The 17,758-nt window shown below is 70.5% G+C and carries 15 protein-coding genes, 1 tRNA gene and 1 pseudogene; 5 read left to right on the top strand and 12 right to left on the bottom strand.

The genetic code is table 11. The annotated features are described in order from the left end of the window. Positions 1–53: 53 nt before the first annotated feature. From ACFY9E_RS11235 to ACFY9E_RS11225, 3 genes are read right to left on the bottom strand one after another with little or no spacing between them, the layout of a single operon-like run. A complete protein-coding gene (locus tag ACFY9E_RS11235; RefSeq protein WP_102912406.1) occupies positions 54–962 on the bottom strand; it encodes a carbohydrate ABC transporter permease in 909 nt (302 codons plus the stop codon). Positions 963–974: 12 nt separating this feature from the next. Beyond that, entirely contained in the window at positions 975–1,982 is a 1,008-nt protein-coding gene (locus ACFY9E_RS11230) for an ABC transporter permease subunit (protein WP_390982073.1), read from the bottom strand. 5 nt (positions 1,983–1,987) lie between these two features. After that, positions 1,988–3,310, bottom strand: coding sequence for an extracellular solute-binding protein (locus ACFY9E_RS11225; RefSeq protein WP_390981577.1), 1,323 nt, complete (start codon positions 3,308–3,310; stop codon positions 1,988–1,990). 410 nt (positions 3,311–3,720) lie between these two features. Here ACFY9E_RS11225 and ACFY9E_RS11220 point away from each other — a divergent pair, with 410 nt between their 5' ends. Beyond that, positions 3,721–4,776: a substrate-binding domain-containing protein gene (locus ACFY9E_RS11220; protein ID WP_390981575.1), complete on the top strand. Its 1,056-nt coding sequence runs from the start codon at positions 3,721–3,723 to the stop codon at positions 4,774–4,776. A gap of 76 nt (positions 4,777–4,852) precedes the next feature. On the opposite strand, the gene ACFY9E_RS11215 is transcribed toward ACFY9E_RS11220, so the two are convergent. The 6 genes and pseudogenes from ACFY9E_RS11215 to ACFY9E_RS11190 form a co-directional block, all read right to left on the bottom strand. Beyond that, positions 4,853–5,383 (bottom strand): NUDIX domain-containing protein, encoded by a 531-nt coding sequence (locus tag ACFY9E_RS11215; RefSeq protein WP_390981573.1) that lies wholly within the window; start codon positions 5,381–5,383, stop codon positions 4,853–4,855. A gap of 20 nt (positions 5,384–5,403) precedes the next feature. Further along, positions 5,404–6,595: pseudogene (locus ACFY9E_RS11210) on the bottom strand (MFS transporter). A gap of 101 nt (positions 6,596–6,696) precedes the next feature. Further along, positions 6,697–6,769: transfer RNA gene (locus ACFY9E_RS11205), tRNA-His, on the bottom strand. A 115-nt stretch (positions 6,770–6,884) separates the two neighbouring features. Further along, a complete protein-coding gene (orn, locus tag ACFY9E_RS11200) occupies positions 6,885–7,487 on the bottom strand; it encodes an oligoribonuclease (RefSeq protein ID WP_390981571.1) in 603 nt (200 codons plus the stop codon). Positions 7,488–7,588: 101 nt separating this feature from the next. Further along, positions 7,589–8,827 carry a helix-turn-helix domain-containing protein gene (locus ACFY9E_RS11195; protein ID WP_390981569.1) on the bottom strand — a complete coding sequence of 413 codons (1,239 nt, stop codon included), beginning with the start codon at positions 8,825–8,827 and terminating at the stop codon, positions 7,589–7,591. 377 nt (positions 8,828–9,204) lie between these two features. After that, positions 9,205–9,537, bottom strand: a complete 333-nt coding sequence (locus tag ACFY9E_RS11190; protein ID WP_189588726.1) for a hypothetical protein — start codon at positions 9,535–9,537, stop codon at positions 9,205–9,207. A gap of 307 nt (positions 9,538–9,844) precedes the next feature. Here ACFY9E_RS11190 and ACFY9E_RS11185 point away from each other — a divergent pair, with 307 nt between their 5' ends. Together ACFY9E_RS11185 and ACFY9E_RS11180 are read left to right on the top strand one after the other, a co-directional pair. Continuing rightward, complete coding sequence (locus ACFY9E_RS11185) at positions 9,845–10,372, top strand: universal stress protein (RefSeq protein WP_298555056.1); 528 nt, start codon at positions 9,845–9,847, stop codon at positions 10,370–10,372. Between the two features lie 113 nt (positions 10,373–10,485). Next, entirely contained in the window at positions 10,486–11,046 is a 561-nt protein-coding gene (locus ACFY9E_RS11180; RefSeq protein ID WP_390981566.1) for a GPR1/FUN34/YaaH family transporter, read from the top strand. 166 nt (positions 11,047–11,212) lie between these two features. Here the strand turns inward: ACFY9E_RS11180 and glmS are convergent, their stop codons facing one another. Both glmS and ACFY9E_RS11170 read right to left on the bottom strand, forming a co-directional pair. Beyond that, entirely contained in the window at positions 11,213–13,030 is a 1,818-nt protein-coding gene (gene glmS / locus ACFY9E_RS11175) for a glutamine--fructose-6-phosphate transaminase (isomerizing) (protein WP_390981564.1), read from the bottom strand. Positions 13,031–13,042: 12 nt separating this feature from the next. Then, positions 13,043–13,300 carry a hypothetical protein gene (locus ACFY9E_RS11170; protein WP_031130491.1) on the bottom strand — a complete coding sequence of 86 codons (258 nt, stop codon included), beginning with the start codon at positions 13,298–13,300 and terminating at the stop codon, positions 13,043–13,045. 186 nt (positions 13,301–13,486) lie between these two features. Here ACFY9E_RS11170 and ACFY9E_RS11165 point away from each other — a divergent pair, with 186 nt between their 5' ends. Next, complete coding sequence (locus ACFY9E_RS11165) at positions 13,487–15,046, top strand: fibronectin type III domain-containing protein (RefSeq protein WP_390982070.1); 1,560 nt, start codon at positions 13,487–13,489, stop codon at positions 15,044–15,046. Between the two features lie 22 nt (positions 15,047–15,068). Here ACFY9E_RS11165 and ACFY9E_RS11160 read toward each other — a convergent pair whose 3' ends face one another. Beyond that, a complete protein-coding gene (locus ACFY9E_RS11160; RefSeq protein ID WP_390981562.1) occupies positions 15,069–15,953 on the bottom strand; it encodes a DUF4429 domain-containing protein in 885 nt (294 codons plus the stop codon). Between the two features lie 145 nt (positions 15,954–16,098). Here ACFY9E_RS11160 and ACFY9E_RS11155 point away from each other — a divergent pair, with 145 nt between their 5' ends. After that, positions 16,099–17,634, top strand: a complete 1,536-nt coding sequence (locus ACFY9E_RS11155) for a family 20 glycosylhydrolase (RefSeq protein ID WP_390981560.1) — start codon at positions 16,099–16,101, stop codon at positions 17,632–17,634. Positions 17,635–17,758 lie beyond the last annotated feature (124 nt).

Here is a 17,758-nt window from a genome sequence, read left to right as displayed (position 1 = left end):
GGAGGGGGAAAGGGGCCGAGGAGGCTGTGGCTCGGCCCCCGGGAAGGCAGGACTCAGCCCTTGACGGCGCCCTGCATGATGCCGCCGACGATCTGCTTGCCGAAGATCGCGAAGACGATCAGCAGCGGCAGCGTGCCCAGCAGGGCACCGGCCATGATCAGCGACTGGTCCGGGGTGTAGCCGCGCCCCAGCCCCGCCACCGCCACCTGCACGGTCGGGTTGCCGGTCTGGGTCAGGACCAGGAAGGGCCACAGGAAGTCGTTCCAGGTCTGCACGAACATCAGCATGCCCAGGACGGCCATCGCGGGCCGCGCGGTCGGGAACACCACGTGCCACACCACGCGCCAGCTGCTCGCGCCGTCCACCCGGGCCGCCTCGATGATCTCGTCGGGCAGCGCCTGGATGAGGTACTGCCGCATGAAGAACACACCGAAGGCGCTCACCAGCGACGGGAAGATCACCGCCTGGAGCTGGTCCGTCCAGTCGAGCTTGGCGACCATCATGTACAGCGGGATGATGCTGAGCTGGGGCGGCACCATCATCGTGCCGATCACCACCAGCATCGCCGCGCCACGGCCCTTGAAGCGCAGCTTGGCGAAGGCGAATCCGGCGATCGTCGACAGGAACACGATGGTGAACGACGAAATGCCGGCCACCAGGGTGGTGTTGAGGAACGCCTCGCCCAGGTTGGCGTCCGTCCATGCCACTTCGAGCTTGTCGAAGAGGCCGGAGCCGAACCAGAACGGCGGCGGGGTCTGCGCCAGGCGCTGGTTGTCGCGCGAGGCGGCGATCGCCGTCCACACCAGCGGGAACAGCGAGATGACGGTGAAGAGGGCGAGGATGACGTAGGCCACCGGGCCGGCGTGCAGCTGCCCGCCCGCGCGTGCCGCCTTCATGCCACGTGACCGCTTCGGCGGCTCGGGGACCGCGTCGGCCGGGGGTTTCGTCAGGGTCGTCGTCACGGCCGGTTCTCCTTAGCTACTGGCGCGCAGCCGGCGCGAGATGACGTAGTTGACGACCCCGATCACGATGAGGATCAGGAACATCGTCCAGGCGATGGCGGAGGCGCGGCCCAGGTGCTGGTTGACCCAGCCCTGCTCGTACAGGTACAGGCCGAGCGTCTGGAACTGGTGCTGGGATCCGCCGGAGGCGCCCTTGTTCGCGTCGAACAGCAGCGGCTCACCGAACACCTGCGAGGCGCCGATGGTCGACACCACGACCGTGAACAGGATCGTCGGACGCAGCGAGGGCAGCGTGACGTGGAGGAACTGCCGCCAGCGGCTGGCTCCGTCCAGTGCCGCCGACTCGTACAGGTCCTGCGGGATCGCCTGCATCGCGGCCAGGTAGATCAGCGCGTTGTAGCCCGTCCAGCGCCAGATGATGATGCTGGACACGGCGATCTGGGACGGCCACTTGTCGTTCTGCCAGTCGACGTGGTCGATGCCGACGGCGTTCAGCACCCAGTTGATCATGCCGTAGTCGCGGCCGAAGAGCAGCACGAAGACCAGCGAGGCGGCGGCGATCGACGTGGCGTAGGGCGCCAGCATCACCACGCGGTAGAAAGTGGAGCCGCGCAGCTTGTAGTTGAGGATGTGCGCCAGGCCCATGGCCATCAGCAGCTGCGGAACCGTGGAGATGATGCCGATGGTCAGGGTGTTCTTCGCCGCGTTCCAGAAGAAGTCGTCGTCGAAGATACGGGTGTAGTTGCGCAGGCCCACCCAGGACATGTCCGTGGGCGCCGTCAGCTCCACCTGGTGCAGCGAGGCCCAGCCGGTGTACAGCAGCGGGAACAGGCCGAACGCGAGGAAGAGCAGGAAGAACGGCGAGACGAACGCGTACGGGCTCCACCGCATGTCGCGCTGCCAGCGGCGGGAGAGCCGGGCGCGCTTCTTGTTCGCCGCCTCGACGTCGGCCGGCGGGCGGCCCGGGGCCGCGCCCCCCTCCTTCACGGGGGACGCGGCGGTGTCGTGCCTGGTCGCCATTCCGGTCACTGGTCCAGGTTGTTGTCGATGGTCTTGACGGCCGTGTCCCACGCCTCCTTGGGCGACTTGCCCTGGGTGACGAGGATGACGCCGTTGTCCGTCAGGCCCTGCTGGATGATCTGGTCCTTCGGGCCGATCGTCTGCACCGGGCTGCTCTTGGCGGCGGCGGCGAAGATGGTGCCGATCGGCGCGTCACCGGTCATCTCGTTCTTGGCGCTCTTCACCGCGTCCGACTCGTAGGCGGCCGGGGTGCTCGGGAAGCTGCCCTGCACGGCGAACAGCTTGGCCTGCTGCTCGGGCGCGGTCAGCCAGGCGGCCAGCTTCGCGGCCTCCTCGGCGTTCTTGCCCGACTTGGGAACCGCCAGGAAGGAACCGCCCCAGTTGCCGGACTTCGGCGACGCGGCCACGTCCCACTTGCCCTTGGCGTCCGGCTTCGACTTGCCCTTGATGTAGCCGAGCATCCACGGCGGGCAGGACATCGCGGCGAACTTGCTGTTGGCGATCGTGGTGTCCCAGGCAGGCTGGAACTGTGTCTGGTTTCCGATCAGTCCGTCCTCGGCCGCCTTGGCGGTGAGGTCGAAGGCGGCCTTCACGGCCGGGTTCGACTTGTAGATGACCTTGCCGGAGGAGTCGTAGAAGCGGTCCTTCTCGCTGCTGAGGATCGCCTGGAGCAGACCGCCGGGGGAGTCCAGGAAGGTGGTGCCCTTCGGCGCCTTCTTCTTGTAGTCCTCGCCGACCTGGATGAGCTTGTTCCAGTCACCGGCCCACAGCTTGGCGACCTCCTCGCGGTCGGTGGGCAGACCGGCCTTCTCGAAGAGGTCCTTGCGGTAGCAGATGGCCATCGGGCCGACGTCCGTGCCCAGGCCGACGGTCTGACCGCCCTCGGTGGTGGCCTGCTGCCACTTCCACTCCAGGTAGTCGCTCTTCTTGCCGTACTTGGAGAGGTCCAGCAGCTTGGCGGACTGGGTCTTGACGATCTCGGCGATGTTGCCGACCTCGACGCCCTGGATGTCCTGCAGACCGCTGTTGGTGGTCAGGTGGTTGACCAGGGTGGGGTAGTAGTTCTCGTTCCGCTCGACGACCGTCTGCTGGATGTCGATGTCCGGGTGGAGCTTCTCGTACTCCTTGTAGAGGCCGGCCTCCTCGAACCCGAAGGTGCCGAAGAGCCCCAGAGTGATCTTGGTCTTGCCGCTGCCGCCGCCGCTGCCGCCCGACGAGGAGCCGTCGTCTCCGCCGTCGTCGGCACAGCCGGCCAGCAGCCCGGCGCCCAGCGACGCGACGGCCGCCACGACCATCGCCTTGCGGGCGGTTCGGATGCGTGCTCGCATGTCGTCCTCCTGTTGCCCTGACGTGCCGACCCCCCGGCCACCTGCATGGTCGGACCGTTTTACGCGCTTAAGGCTCGGGTGGGGAACGTGCGGGTTGTGTATGTGTCAGGTACTGTGGGAGCGCTCCCACCGGTGATGTGTTGAAGAGTCCCCGGTCGCGGCGGGGGTGTCAAGGGACCGGACAACGAGAGATGCGTTCAGTTATCGGGCTGTTAACTGGACCGGGCCCGGGACCGGTTGGGGTGCCGGGCCGGTGGTATCAAGCCAGCCGGGGCGCCGGTCGCAGCGGCTCGTCCGGCCGAACCGGAGGGCCGGAGGCGGCGCGCCCTCGGCGGCGGTCATACGGCTGACGAGCCTGTTAAATTCCAGGCCAGTCGCAGAGTGCGGGTGTGGACGGGAAGGCGGAGCCCATGGCAACCCACGGAGCGCGGGGCCGAAGCGGTGGCCGGCCCACTCTCGAAGAGGTGGCGGCGCGCGCCGGTGTCGGACGCGGCACCGTCTCGCGGGTGATCAACGGCTCGCCCCGGGTCAGCGACGCGACCCGCGCGGCCGTCGAGGCGGCGGTGGCGGAGCTCGGCTACGTCCCCAACACCGCGGCCCGGGCCCTGGCCGCCAACCGTACGGACGCGATCGCGCTGGTCGTCCCCGAGCCGGAGACCCGGTTCTTCGCGGAGCCGTACTTCTCGGACATGCTGAAGGGCGTCGGAGCGGCGCTGTCCGACACGGAGATGCAGCTGCTGCTGATCTTCGCGGGCAGCGACCGGGAGCGCCGCCGCCTCGCGCAGTACCTGGCGGCGCACCGGGTCGACGGTGTCCTGCTGGTGTCGGTGCACGCGGACGATCCGCTGCCCGACCTGCTGGCCCAGCTGGAGATTCCGGCGGTGATCAGCGGCCCGCGCTCCTCGGCGGAGACCCTGCCGTCGGTCGACTCGGACAACTACGGCGGCGCCCGCCAGGCCGTCGAGCATCTGCTGTCCCGGGGCCGGAGCCGGATCGCCCACATCACCGGCCGCCTCGACGTCTACGGCGCGCAGCGCCGGGTCGACGGCTTCCGCGAGGCCCTGATCGACGCCGGCTGCTGGGTGGACGAAGGGATGATCGAGGCGGGGGACTTCACCGAGGAGGGCGGGCACCGGGCCATGACCGCCCTGCTGGAGCGTCACCCGGACGTCGACGCGGTCTTCGCCGCCTCCGACGTCACCGCGTCCGGCGCCCGCCGGGCGCTGCGCGAGGCGGGCCGCCGCATCCCGGAGGACGTGGCGCTCGTCGGCTACGACGACTCCGCCATCGCCCGCCACATGGAGCCGCCCCTCACCAGCGTCCGCCAGCCCATAGAGGAGATGGGCCGCCGGATGATAGACCTCCTGCTCACGGAGGTCGCCGACCGCCGTCCCCTCGCGTCCCGGGGCCTGGAGCGCCGGCAGATGGTCCTGGCCACGGAGTTGGTGTCCCGGTCGTCGTCGTGACGGGCCGTGTCGTACGGGGTCCTGCCGGCGAACGGCGAGCGCTGGTTCGTGATCCGGACCCGCCCGGGTGAACGGTTCACCGGCCTGCGGGAGTTGACCACGGCCTGGCGGCGGCCGGCGGGCCGAGGTCGGGATGCCGCCGCAGGGCCTCCACACCGTCCGGTACGAACAGCCGCGTCCGGAGCGCCGCGTGAAGCTCCGCCGCGCCGAACCAGCCGTGCCAGGCGATCTCGGACGGGTCGGGGGAGAGGGGCTCCGAGACGACGGCCTCGTGCACTCCGAGCCAGTACGGGCTGATCGCCCCATGGCAGAAGAACGTGAAGAGAAGCCGCACCGGGGCCCGCACGCCCAGCTCCTCCGTCAGTTCCCGGGCCGCCGCCTCCTGGTACGACTCGCCGACCTCGACGCCCCCGCCGACCAGCCAGTCGTAGTGCCCCGGGAAACGCGACACGTGCTCCGGCCTGCGGTGCACCAGCACGCGCCCCCGCGGATCACGGCACACCGTGGTCGCGACCCGGTGCGGCCAGCCGTTGCGGATCGCCTCGTCGCGGTCGACCACGCCGAGCACCCGGTCCCGCTCGTCGACCCGCTCCACCAGCTCGCCCATGAGCTCACGATCGCACGTGCTCACGCCCGAGCCGGTGCCAGGCGGCGTACCAGGTAGGCCGCCGCCGTCACGACCAGAAGCGCCATGCACGCGATGAACACCAGCCCCGCGCCCTCCAGGCCGATCGGGCCGGTCAGGAGGCCGACGCCGATGACCGGGAGGGAGATGCCCGCGTAGGCCACCACGAACAGGGTCGAGATCACCGCCGCGCGCTGGTGCCCCGGAGAGGCCTCGGCCACGTCGGACAGGGCACCGCGGAACGCCAGGCCCTGGCCGATTCCGCCGACGAGGGCGCTGGCGATCAGCAGGGGCATCCGGTCCCACCACAGCGCACCGGCGAGCAGCGCCAGCCCGGCCAGGAGCCCGGCGCAGCCCAGCGGGAGGGAGCGCCGTACGCCGACCCGCCCGACCGCCAGTTGCCCCGCCGTCGACGAGAAGAAGGCCAGCGCGACGATCAGCCCGCTCACGGCGTGGTCGTCCACGTCCAGGGACTCCGCGAGGAAGGCCGGGCTGACCGAGGTGAACACCCCGAACAGGGCGAATCCGACGAAGGAGGCGGTGGCCGCGGGACCGAACACCGCACGCACCCGCGGGGGCAGCGCGGGCCGCTGCGGGCGTACGACGCGCAGCGGCCGCCGCTCCCGTACCCGTCTCCGCGAGCCGCAGCAGGACGGCGGCCGAGGCGGCCACCAGGGCGAGGTGGGCGACGAACGGCAGGTACAGCGGCCAGGGGGCGTACTCCGCGAGCACCCCGGACAGCAGGGGACCGCAGCCCAGTCCGCCCATGTTGGCGGCCGTCGCCACGAACGTGGCCCGCGAGGCACCGCCCTGCGGCGCCAGCTCCATCACGTACGCCGTGGCGGCCCCGGTGAACAGCCCGGCGGACAGTCCGGACAGCAGCCGCCCCGCGTACAGCCAGCCGAGCCCGGTGGCGCACAGGAAGCAGACGGCGCTCACCGCCGCGAAGCCCAGCCCGCACAGCAGCACCGGGCGCCTGCCCACGGCGTCCGAGGCGTTGCCGACCAGCAGCAGCACACCGATCACGGCGAAGGCGTACAGCGCGTACACCACGGTGACGGTCAGCTCGGAGAAGCCGAACTCGTCCCGGTACAGGGGATAGAGGGGAGTCGGCAGCGTGGTGCCGGCCATGCAGACGGCGAAGACCGCGCCGCCGAGCACACACGCGCGCCATCCCGGGCGTCCACCGTCCATGGCGCCGACGGTAGCCGCGCCCCGCGGACGTCACGTCCATCGGCGCGCTGGAAAACGCTTCAGCCGGTGGCCTCTTTCGAGGCCACCGGCTGAAGACTCAGGGTGAGTGACGGGACTCGAACCCGCGGCATCCTGGACCACAACCAGGTGCTCTACCAGCTGAGCTACACCCACCATGACCGGCTTGGGGATCAGTGTTGTCCCCGACCGGCCGAGAAAAAGTGTACAGGGTCCGAAGGGGTGCTCGCGCCAGGCTTTCGCGGCGGCCCCCGACGGGCCCCTCTCCCGCCTACTGAGCAGGCAGGACGTGCTTCGCGGCGATCGTCCGCGCCGTGTCCGAGTCGGGTCCGGGCTGCGGGACGAACACGGCCTCGCGGTAGTACCGCAGCTCCGCGATCGACTCACGGATGTCGGCGAGCGCGCGGTGGTTGCCGCTCTTCTGCGGGCTGTTGAAATACGCCCGCGGGTACCAGCGACGCGCCAGCTCCTTGATCGACGACACGTCGACGATCCGGTAGTGGAGGTAGTTCTCCAGCGTCGGCATGTCACGCAGCAGGAAACCGCGGTCCGTGCCGACGGAGTTCCCGCACAGCGGGGCCTTGCCCGGCTCCTTGACGAACTCCCTCACGTACGTCAGGACCTGGTCCTCGGCGTCCTTCAGCGTCGTGCCCCCGGCCAGCTCGGTGAGCAGCCCGGAGGAGGTGTGCATCTGACGCACCACGTCCGGCATCGTCTCCAGCGCCCGCTCCGGCGGCCGGATGACGATGTCCACGCCCTCGCCGAGCACGTTCAGCTCGGAGTCGGTCACGAGGGCGGCCACCTCGATGAGCGCGTCGTCCGACAGCGAGAGGCCGGTCATCTCGCAGTCGATCCACACCATGCGATCGTTCATGTGTCTCACCCTACGGCCCACCGCGTCGGCCGGGCCGCGGTGGGCCGGGAAAGCCGCGGGGCCCGCGAGGAGGCGTGCTCCTCGCGGGCCCCGCCGACCGATCACGGCGCGCTGCGCTGCCCGGGCAGGCTCGCCGACAGGGCCGGGGACTGGCCGACCGCGCTCGCCGCCGCCGTACGGCGGGACTGGAGCGGGACCGGGTGCTCCGGGTGCAGCGGCGACGGCACCTGGCCGGGCTGGCCCGGATGGTGTCCCGCGTGGCCCGGCATGCCGGACCCGGGACCGCCCGGTGCGCTCTCGGTGTCCTGAGGCCGCTCGCCCTGCGGGCGCCGGGCACGGTACGCCGCCCGGTACGCGGCCGGGGACGAGCCCAGCTGGCGGCGGAAGTGCCCGCGCAGGGCGACCGGTGACCGGAAGCCGCAGCGCCCCGCCACCTCGTCCACCGAGTAGTCCGACGTCTCCAGCAGGCGCTGCGCCTGGAGCACTCGCTGGGTGATCAGCCACTGCAGGGGAGCGCTCCCGGTCAGCGAGCGGAAGCGGCGGTCGAACGTACGCCGGCTCATGTACGCGCGTGCCGCCAGGGTCTCCACGTCGAACTGTTCGTGGAGGTGCTCCAGCGCCCAGGCGACGACCTCGGCGAGCGGGTCGGCGCCGATCTCCTCGGGTAAAGACCTGTCGAGGTAGCGCTCCTGCCCGCCGCTGCGGCGCGGCGGCACGACGAGCCGCCTGGCCAGGGCCCCGGCCGCCTCGTTGCCGTGGTCCGTGCGCACGATGTGCAGGCACAGGTCGATGCCCGCGGCGGTGCCCGCCGACGTCAGCACGTCGCCGTCGTCGACGAACAGCTCACGCGGGTCCACGTGCACCGACGGATAGCGCTTGGCCAGTGTCGGTGCGTACATCCAGTGTGTCGTCGCGGGACGGCCGTCCAGCAGGCCGGCCGCCGCGAGGACGAAGGCGCCGGTGCACAGGCCGACGATGCGGGCGCCCTCCTCGTGGGCACGGCGCAGCGCGTCGAGCGCCTCCTCCGGTGGCGGAGAAGTGATCGAACGCCAGGCCGGTACGACGACCGTGCCCGCGCGTGAGATCGCTTCCAGGCCATGTGGTGCGGTGAGTTCGAGTCCTCCTGTGGTCCGCAGCGGACCGTCCTCGCCCCCGCACACCAGTAGTCGGTAGCGCGGTACGCCGGCGTCCTGGCGGTCAACCCCGAACACCGACAGTGGTATGGAACTCTCGAAAATGGGGCCGCCGCTGAACAGCAGCACCGCGACGATCTCCTTGCGGCGTCGCCCGGACAGCTTCCGGGCCGCGGCTTCCGGCGCGGCAGTGGAGTCGTGGCTCATACTGCTAAGCCCCCCTCGGTGGTCGCGGCTCCTCGGTTGTGTCGCTCCTGCACGTTTCCCCTCGGTCCTGCACGAGTCCCCCGCCGTAGACAGTCAAGATCGAATCTACTGTGTCCCGTTGCGCCGAAGTGGCCGGTTCGGCACTCGGCACATTGTCGACTTGGCAACTTGGCGTGAAGCATTCGATCACGAAGCGTTGCACTCGTGGGGCGTGCAGGGAAGTGCGCCTTGTCGCGGTGGCCAATCCACGTAGGGTGCGCCGACCCCCTGAGGCCCTTTCCGTGCAGGTCGAACGGGGGTTGGGGGGTGGGGGGACCCACCGATGCACAGGTTCGAGAAGTTGGCTGAAAAGTAGCGTGCGCGTGCGCGGAAACCGGTCAGCCGACCGGTGTATCTCCTCCAGTGTGCCGTCCGCCACGGTGCGACCCCGTTCCGGTGCGGTGGCGCCGGCCCCGGTGGGGTGCCCGGTCCTCGGCCGCGAGCCGGGCCGCGCCGCGCTCGGACTGGCGCAGCAGGACCCGGCAGGCGCCCGTGACGGCCGCGAGCCCGAGGGCGGTGCCGGCGGCTCCGGCCAGAGAGGCGCCGTAGCCGAGGAGTACCACCGGGACGAGCAGGCAGCTGAAGGCGGCCCAGCGAACCACATCCGTCGCGGTGTCCCGCGGCGGCGGGGTCGCGCGGTCCGCCTCGGCGGCGGGGCGTGGTGCGGACATGCGTGCTCCCTGTGGCGTGACTCACGGGGTTCAACGCGCGGCGGGGGCGTCGGTCACTGGCTGTCCCGATCACCGCCACGGGTAAGTGAATCCCGTGCAAACCGCCTGTACAGCGCAGCAACCATTGCGTTACGGGCGGTGCCTCGTGCATGCTCCCTGGAACCCGCACGCACTGTGAGCGGGATCTGGGCTAAGGAGGCGTGCCGCCGTACCCTTGGGGGTATGGGGTTGGGAAGACCATTCCCGGACACAGCTCCGCCGCACACTGTTGTCCCTCCCGTATAAGGATCACAACGCCGAGACAGCCATGGCCGGTCACGAATTCTTCGAACCCGCGGACCGCAAGCGGCCCGTCGCCGATCCCACGGCGGCCGAGCCCCTGGCGGCGGAAGAGCCACGCCATTCCTGCGACCCCGCTTTCAAGCACGGGGTCGTCGTCGGCTTCGACGGCTCCACGTCCAGTGAGCGCGCCCTGGCGTACGCGATCGGCATGGCCCATCGCTCCGGGTCGGGCCTGATCATCGTCCACGTCGCCAACCGGCTGCCGACCACGGTGTGGGCCGGCTGTGAGCCGCCCGTCTTCGTGGACGTACCGGACCACCGGACCGAGGTGCTCGGCCTGGAGCTGGCCTGTGCGGACTATCTCGCCGAGGTGCCCTGGATCCTGGTCGAGCGAGGCGGTGACATCTGCCACGAACTCGAAGAGGTCGGCCGGGAGTACGAGGCCGACGCGATCGTCGTCGGGTCCACCCACGGCCTCGTGGGCCGTCTCTTCGGCTCGGTCGCCGGGCGGCTCGCCAAGCGGGCGCAGCGGCCCGTCATCGTCATCCCCTGAGCTTCAACTCCTTTCGTGCCGCGTGAATCCACCCACGCGTAGAGGTGTTTGTGCCCTTGTGAAGGGCATATACGGAACACCGCACAACTGCACATGCACGAAGGGAGCCCGCCGTGGACAAAGACGTCTCCGCGGGAAGCGGAATCACGACCGTGGCCGGTCGACTCGCCCTCGGAATCACCCTGTTGGCCTTCGGGCTGGGCAACACCGCCGTGCTCGACGGCGTGTCAGCCGCTGACGCCACGTCAATCGCCCAGTACGTGGGCGGAGTCGCCCTGTTCGTCGCCGGGATGGTGGCCCTGCGCGAGGGCGACGCCGCCGGTGGTACGGCGTTCTCGGTGCTCGGGGCGCTGTGGTTCACCTGGGCCGTGTCCGAGGTGGCGTCCGGCAACGGGGCAGGGTTGTTCCTGCTGTTGTTCGCCCTCGTGGCGCTGTCTCTCACGCTCGCGGGCGGGGACCAGCTCGGACAGGGCGTGTACGGGCTGTTCTTCGTGTCGCTGGTGCTGCTCGCGATCGCCGTGTTCGCGGAGAGCGACGGGCCGGCGAAGGCCGGTGGGTGGTTCGCCGTGGCCGCGGGGGCTGTGGCCTGGTACGCGGCCACCGCGGCGCTCGCGCACTGGCCCACGGCGCTCCCGCGACGCGCTGCCGGCCGGGGAGTGACGGCCACCGGTTAGCCGCGCCGGCCGGGGAGTTGGGCGGCTCCTCGGCGATGAAGACGGACCCCCCGTGGGCACGGGGGGTCCGTCCTCTTCGTTCGGCCTGCGGGTGCGTCGGGGTCGCTTGCCCCTACGCGGCGGAGCCGCACATCGATACAGCCCCGCGCCCCCGAGAAGAAGGCCTCTACTCCACCGTCACCGACTTGGCCAGGTTCCTCGGCTTGTCGATGTCGCGGCCGAGGGCCAAGGCCGTGTGGTAGGCCAGGAGCTGGAGCGGGATGCCCATCAGGATCGGGTCCAGCTCGTCCTCGTTCTTCGGGACGACGATCGTCTCGTCGGCCTTCTCCTGGTGCTGGTGGGCCACCGCGAGGATCTTGCCGCTGCGGGCCTTGATCTCCTCCATGGCGGCGCGGTTCTTCTCCAGCAGGTCGTCGTCGGGGACGATCGCGACCGTCGGGAGGGCCGGCTCGATCAGGGCCAGCGGGCCGTGCTTGAGCTCCGAGGCGGGGTAGGCCTCGGCGTGGATGTAGGAGACCTCCTTGAGCTTCAGGGAGGCCTCGCGGGCCACCGGGTAGCCCCGGACACGGCCGATGAAGAGCATCGAGCGGGCATCGGCGAACTGCTGGGCCAGCTTCTTGACGTCCTCCTCCTGCTCCATGATCTCGGCGATCTGCGCGGGCAGCTTGCGCAGGCCCTCGATGATGCGCTTGCCGTCGCGGACCGACAGGTCGCGGGTGCGGCCCAGGTGGAGGGCGAGGAGGGCGAAGGCGACCGTGGTGTTGGTGAAGCACTTGGTGGAGACCACGCAGACCTCGGGGCCGGCGTGCACGTAGATGCCGCCGTCCGCCTCGCGGGCGATCGCCGAGCCGACCACGTTCACCACGCCCAGGACGCGGGCGCCCTTGCGCTTGAGCTCCTGCACGGCGGCCAGCACGTCGTAGGTCTCACCGGACTGGGAGACGGCGACGTAGAGGGTGTCGGGGTCGACGACCGCGTTGCGGTAGCGGAACTCCGAGGCGGGCTCGGCGTCGGCGGGGATGCGGGCCAGCTCCTCGATCATCTGGGCGCCGATCATGCCCGCGTGGTACGAGGTGCCGCAGCCGAGGATCTTCACGCGGCGGATCCGCCGGGCCTCGCGGGCGTCCAGGTTCAGGCCGCCCAGGTGCACGGTGGAGAAGCGGTCGTCGATGCGGCCGCGCAGCACGCGGTCCACGGCGTCGGCCTGCTCGTGGATCTCCTTGTGCATGTAGGTGTCGTGGCCGCCCATGTCGTAGGAGGCGGCCTCCCACTCGACGGTGGTGGGCTCGGCGGTGGTGCGGGTGCCCTCGGTGGTGTACGTGCGGAAATCGTCGGCCTTGAGGGTGGCCATCTCGCCGTCGTCCAGGGTGACGATCTGGCGGGTGTGGGCGACCAGCGCGGCGATGTCGGAGGCGACGAACATCTCCTTCTCGCCGATGCCGAGGACGACCGGCGAGCCGTTGCGGGCGACCACGATGCGGTCGGAGAAGTCGGCGTGCATGACGGCGATGCCGTACGTGCCCTCGATGAGCCGGAGGGTCTCGCGGACCTTGTCCTCCAGCTTGGGCGCCTGCGAGCGGGCGATGAGGTGGACCAGGACCTCGGTGTCGGTCTCGGAGAGGAACTCGACGCCGTCCGCCTCCAGCTTGCGGCGCAGGTCGGAGGCGTTGTCGATGATGCCGTTGTGGACGACGGCGACCTTGCCCTCGGCGTCCAGGTGCGGGTGGGCGTTCACGTCGGACGGGGCGCCGTGCGTGGCCCACCGGGTGTGGGCGATGCCGGTCGTGCCCTTGAAGCGGGCCGGGACCTTGGCCTCCAGGTCGCGCACGCGGCCCTTGGCCTTGACCATCTTCAGGCCGGACGTCTTCGGGGACGTGACGACGATGCCCGCCGAGTCGTAGCCGCGGTACTCCAGGCGCTGGAGGCCCTCCAGGAGCAGGGGCGCGACGTCACGCTTCCCGATGTAACCGACGATTCCGCACATGTATACGTATTCCTAGCCGTAGACGATGCGCCGCAGCTGCCGGAGCGAGAGCTCCGGCGGGGCCACCGCGCGGTATTTGAGATCCGCCTCGATCCGCTCGAAGATCGCCGCGTTGACCAGGCCCTGGGCCTGGAGCTCGCGGTGGCGGCGACGGACGTACTCCTCGGTCGTCTCGTCGAAGTAGGCGAGCACGTCCTGGATCACGCGCAGCGCCTCGCCCCGGCTGAGGGCGGTGGACCGCGTCAGATGATCAACGAGTTCGTCGTGCACTCGCTAGATCCTGGGGCACCGGCGCCGCTTTCGCAAGAAATCTGCCCGGTTTCGGGCAGAGGGCCGTGGGGAGCCTTTGGGGGAACGTTGAACGTGTCATGAGGCCTTGTTCGTGACGCGTCCACCGGACGTCCGGCATCCCGTTGCCCGGGGCGTCGATTTTTGGACGCCATGGACACACCTCGTATGGGCGTACCCGAGCGGCTCGCCGCGCGCATGAGCATGGCCGAGCAGCACGAGTACCTGCGCGCCAGGTTCTCCCGGCGCACGATGATCAGAGGCGGTGCCGTCACCCTCGGCGCCGTCGCGGGTGGCGCGTTCGTGCCCGGCGCCACCGCCCAGGCCGCCGTTCCGAGCGGCCGCCCCCGCACCGAGACCGTCGACGGCGCCCACGCGGCCCCCTTCGGCCGCCACCTCGCCTACGGCACCGACCCGCGCACGCAGATGACCGTCTCCTGGCAGGTCCCGGTCGCCGTCAAGAAGCCGTTCATCCGGATCGGCGCCCACCCCTGGGACCTCTCCCGCAAGATCGACGCCGAGGTCCGCACCCTCTTCACGCCCGCCGGTGTCGGCGCGAGCGGCAACCACACCCAGTACTACGTCCACGCCAAGCTGACCCACCTGCGTCCGGGCCGGACGTACTACTACGGCGTCGGCCACCAGGGCTTCGACCCGGCCGAGCCGCACCTGCTGGGCACCCTCGGCACCTTCACCACCGCCCCCGCGCACAAGGAGCCGTTCACCTTCACGGCCTTCGGCGACGAGGGCGTCAGCTATCACGCGCTGGCCAACAACAGCCTGCTGCTCGGCCAGAACCCGGCCTTCCACCTGCACGCCGGTGACATCGCGTACGGCGACCCGACCGGCCAGGGCAGGACCGACGACACCGGCTTCGACTCGCGCGTGTGGGACCAGTTCCTCGCCCAGACCGAGTCGGTCGCCAAGTCCGTGCCGTGGATGCCCGCCTACGGCAACCACGACATGGAGGCCTGGTACTCGCCCAACGGCTACGGCGGCGAGGAGGCCCGCTGGACGCTGCCGGACAACGGCCCCGACAAGAAGAACCTGCCGGGCGTCTACTCCTTCGTCCACGGCAACACGGCCGTCATCTCGCTCGACGCCAACGACATCTCCTTCGAGATCCCGGCCAACCTCGGCATCTCGGGCGGCACCCAGACGAAGTGGCTGGAGACGCAGCTCAAGAAGTACCGGGCCGCGCACGACATCGACTTCATCGTCGTGTTCTTCCACCACTGCGCCTACTGCACCTCGACCTCCCACGCCTCCGAGGGCGGGGTCCGGCAGGAGTGGGTGCCGCTGTTCGAGAAGTACACCGTGGACCTGGTCATCAACGGTCACAACCACCAGTACGAGCGCACCGACGTGATCAAGGGGAACAAGGTCACCAAGAAGCTCCCCATCGGCGGTACGGCCTACCCCGAGACCGACGGCGTGGTCTATGTGACGGCCGGTGCGGCGGGCCGCAGCCTCTACGCGTTCAGCGCCCCGCTGTCCTACGAGGGCAACGAACACGACGTGGACTCCGTGGCCTCGTTCGTCAACGTCAAGGGCGGCAAACAGAACGAGACCGTCACCTGGTCCCGCGTGCGCTACCTCGACTACTCCTTCCTGCGCGTGGACGTCACCCCCGCGCCGAAGGGACACCTGGCCACGCTGACGGTGCGCGGCATCGCCGAGACCGGTGACCAGGTCGACCACTTCACGGTGGCGCGCCGGGCGAAGTAGCGCCTCCGGCCGCCCCGGGGCGTCACATCCGCTTGAGGACCGCCTGCTTGGCCAGGGCGAACTCCTCGTCCGTCAGCACGCCGGTGCGGTGCAGCTCACCGAGCTCGCGCAGGCGGCGCAGCAGGGCGTCGTGGTCGTCCTCGGCGGACGCGACCGGAGGAGAGGGCAGCTCCGGTCGCGCGTCCACCGGGTGGATGGCGGCGGCCCGGGCCGGGTGCGGAAGCCTGGCCTGGACCGCCGCCGCCACCAGCGCCATCAGCGGGTCCTTCTTGAAGCCCCACAACTCCACGGCGTTGGGGTCGTACTTGGGCGGGGTCTTGGTGGGCGCGTGCCGCACGGTGAAGCGCAGGTGGCCGTTCTCCAGGCCGGCCGCCGGGTGCCACTCCACGCCCGTGATGTCGGCGAGCGCGAGCGTGCGGGCGCCGGCGGCGGCCTTGGCGTCCTCCGTCTTCCAGTTCCACTCCAGGCGTATGCGCTCTCCGTCGAAACCGGCCGTGCCGTCCCCGGCGGAGACCGACAGGGGGACGGAGGGGCCCGGCAGCAGGTACGCGTCGACCGGGCCGGCGGGGACCTGGTCGAGGAGCAGGGCACTGCGGACCTCGTCCACGAAGTACTCGGCGACGCCGTAGCGGTCGGACTCCACGATCAGCTGGTACGGGTCGTGGGGCTCGGTGAGCCGGCCGCCGGTGGCGAGCAGCAGCGGGTCGGCGCCGTCGCGCAGCCGCAGCCTGAGCCGCCCCGCCTTCTTGCCCTGCTCGAAGGAGATGCCGGCCAACGCCCCCAGCGGCACGACCAGTTCACCCAGCTCCTTGCGCAGCAGGCTGACGTTCTTGTCCCGCCCGGGAGTCAGCCGCAACGCGTCCCCGTCGAAGGCCCACGTGCCGTCCTTCTGGATGATTTCCGCCATGGGGTGGATTGTTCCACCCGTCTCACGAGAGAGTGGTCCAGACCTCTTGGAGCTCAACGGCTCGTGAAGGGACACGCTTGTGAGAGATGGCCGTAGACAGCCCCACAGAACGTTTCGCCTTCTCGGTTCCCTGCTGCTGGTCGCGATGGCCGCCTCGGTGACCGGGGCCGCTCCCGCGCCGGCGGCAACGCCCACCCCGCTCGACCGGGTGGTCCCCGCGCCCGCCTCCCTCGCCCCGGGCGGATCCCCGTACCGGATCACCCGCGGCACCCAGATCCGCGTCGACGGCTCCCGCGAGACGCGCGGCGTCGGCGAGTACCTCGCGGGCATCCTGCGCCCCTCGACCGGCTACCGCCTCCCCGTCACCGCCCACGGAGCCGGTGGCATTCGACTGCGGCTCACCAAGGGCCCCTTCGGTGCCGAGGGGTACCGGCTCGACAGCGGCCGGGGCGGCGTCACGATCACCGCCGCCCGGCCCGCCGGCCTCTTCCACGGCGTGCAGACCCTGCGCCAGCTGCTCCCCGCGGCCGTCGAGAAGGACTCCGCCCAGCCCGGCCCCTGGCTCGTCGCGGGCGGCACGATCACGGACACCCCGCGCTACGGCTGGCGCGGCGCCATGCTCGACGTCTCGCGCCACTTCTTCACCGTCGACCAGGTCAAGCGCTACATCGACCAGCTCGCCCTCTACAAGATCAACAAGCTGCATCTGCACCTCAGCGACGACCAGGGCTGGCGCATCGCCGTCGACTCCTGGCCGCGCCTGGCGACGTACGGCGGCTCCACACAGGTCGGGGGCGGTCCCGGCGGCTTCTACACCAAGGCCGACTACCAGGAGCTCGTGCGGTACGCCGCCTCCCGCTACCTGGAGGTCGTGCCCGAGATCGACATGCCCGGCCACACCAACGCGGCCCTCGCCTCCTACGCCGACCTGAACTGCGACGGGGTGGCGCCCCCGCTCTACACCGGCACCGAGGTCGGCTTCAGCTCGCTGTGCGCCGGCAAGGAGATCACGTACGACTTCGTGGACGACGTGATCCGGGAACTCGCCGCGCTCACGCCGGGCAGGTACCTCCACATCGGGGGCGACGAGGCGCACTCCACCAGCCATGAGGACTACGTGACGTTCATGGACCGGGTGCAGCCGATCGTCGCGAAGTACGGCAAGACGGTCGTCGGCTGGCACCAGCTGACCGGGGCGGCCCCGGTGAAGGGGGCCCTCGCGCAGTACTGGGGTCTGGACGGCACCGGCGCCGAGGAGAAGGCCCGGGTCGTGAAGGCCGCACAGAGCGGGACCGGGCTGATCCTGTCCCCGGCGGACCGGGTCTATCTCGACATGAAGTACACGAAGGACACGCCGCTGGGGTTGTCCTGGGCGGGGTACGTCGAGGTGCGGCGGTCCTACGACTGGGACCCCGGCGCGTATCTGTCGGGGGTGCCGGACGGGGCCGTGAAGGGGGTCGAGGCGCCGATGTGGTCGGAGACGCTCGAGAACTCCGGGCACATCGAGTTCATGGCGTTTCCGCGGTTGCCCGGTGTCGCGGAACTGGGGTGGTCGCCGGCGGCCTCGCACGACTGGGAGCGGTACAAGGTGCGGCTTGCCGCGCAGGCTCCGCGGTGGGATGCCCTGGGGATCGAGTGGTACCGGTCGCCGCAGGTGCCGTGGGGCTCCGCCGGGCAGTGATGTGTCCGCGGGCCGGTGGGGGCTTGTCGCGCAGTTCCCCGCGCCGCTGAAATACCGCGCAGATCCCCGCGCCCTACAAAGACGCGCACCCCGGAGGACCGTACTCCGGGGTGCGCGTCTGTCT

Origin of the sequence: Streptomyces sp. NPDC012466, assembly GCF_042955215.1 — a bacterium.
Lineage (GTDB): Bacteria > Actinomycetota > Actinomycetes > Streptomycetales > Streptomycetaceae > Streptomyces.
This window is presented reverse-complemented; position numbering and strand designations above follow the sequence as displayed.

Coding starts and splice junctions, on each gene's coding strand:
- ACFY9E_RS11230 (WP_390982073.1), bottom strand. CDS start 1,982: ATGGCGACCAGGCACGACACCGCCGCGTCCCCCGTGAAGGAGGGGGGC.
- ACFY9E_RS11225 (WP_390981577.1), bottom strand. CDS start 3,310: ATGCGAGCACGCATCCGAACCGCCCGCAAGGCGATGGTCGTGGCGGCC.
- ACFY9E_RS11220 (WP_390981575.1), top strand. CDS start 3,721: ATGGCAACCCACGGAGCGCGGGGCCGAAGCGGTGGCCGGCCCACTCTC.
- ACFY9E_RS11215 (WP_390981573.1), bottom strand. CDS start 5,383: ATGGGCGAGCTGGTGGAGCGGGTCGACGAGCGGGACCGGGTGCTCGGC.
- orn (WP_390981571.1), bottom strand. CDS start 7,487: ATGAACGATCGCATGGTGTGGATCGACTGCGAGATGACCGGCCTCTCG.
- ACFY9E_RS11195 (WP_390981569.1), bottom strand. CDS start 8,827: ATGAGCCACGACTCCACTGCCGCGCCGGAAGCCGCGGCCCGGAAGCTG.
- ACFY9E_RS11190 (WP_189588726.1), bottom strand. CDS start 9,537: ATGTCCGCACCACGCCCCGCCGCCGAGGCGGACCGCGCGACCCCGCCG.
- ACFY9E_RS11185 (WP_298555056.1), top strand. CDS start 9,845: ATGGCCGGTCACGAATTCTTCGAACCCGCGGACCGCAAGCGGCCCGTC.
- glmS (WP_390981564.1), bottom strand. CDS start 13,030: ATGTGCGGAATCGTCGGTTACATCGGGAAGCGTGACGTCGCGCCCCTG.
- ACFY9E_RS11165 (WP_390982070.1), top strand. CDS start 13,487: ATGGGCGTACCCGAGCGGCTCGCCGCGCGCATGAGCATGGCCGAGCAG.
- ACFY9E_RS11160 (WP_390981562.1), bottom strand. CDS start 15,953: ATGGCGGAAATCATCCAGAAGGACGGCACGTGGGCCTTCGACGGGGAC.
- ACFY9E_RS11155 (WP_390981560.1), top strand. CDS start 16,099: ATGGCCGCCTCGGTGACCGGGGCCGCTCCCGCGCCGGCGGCAACGCCC.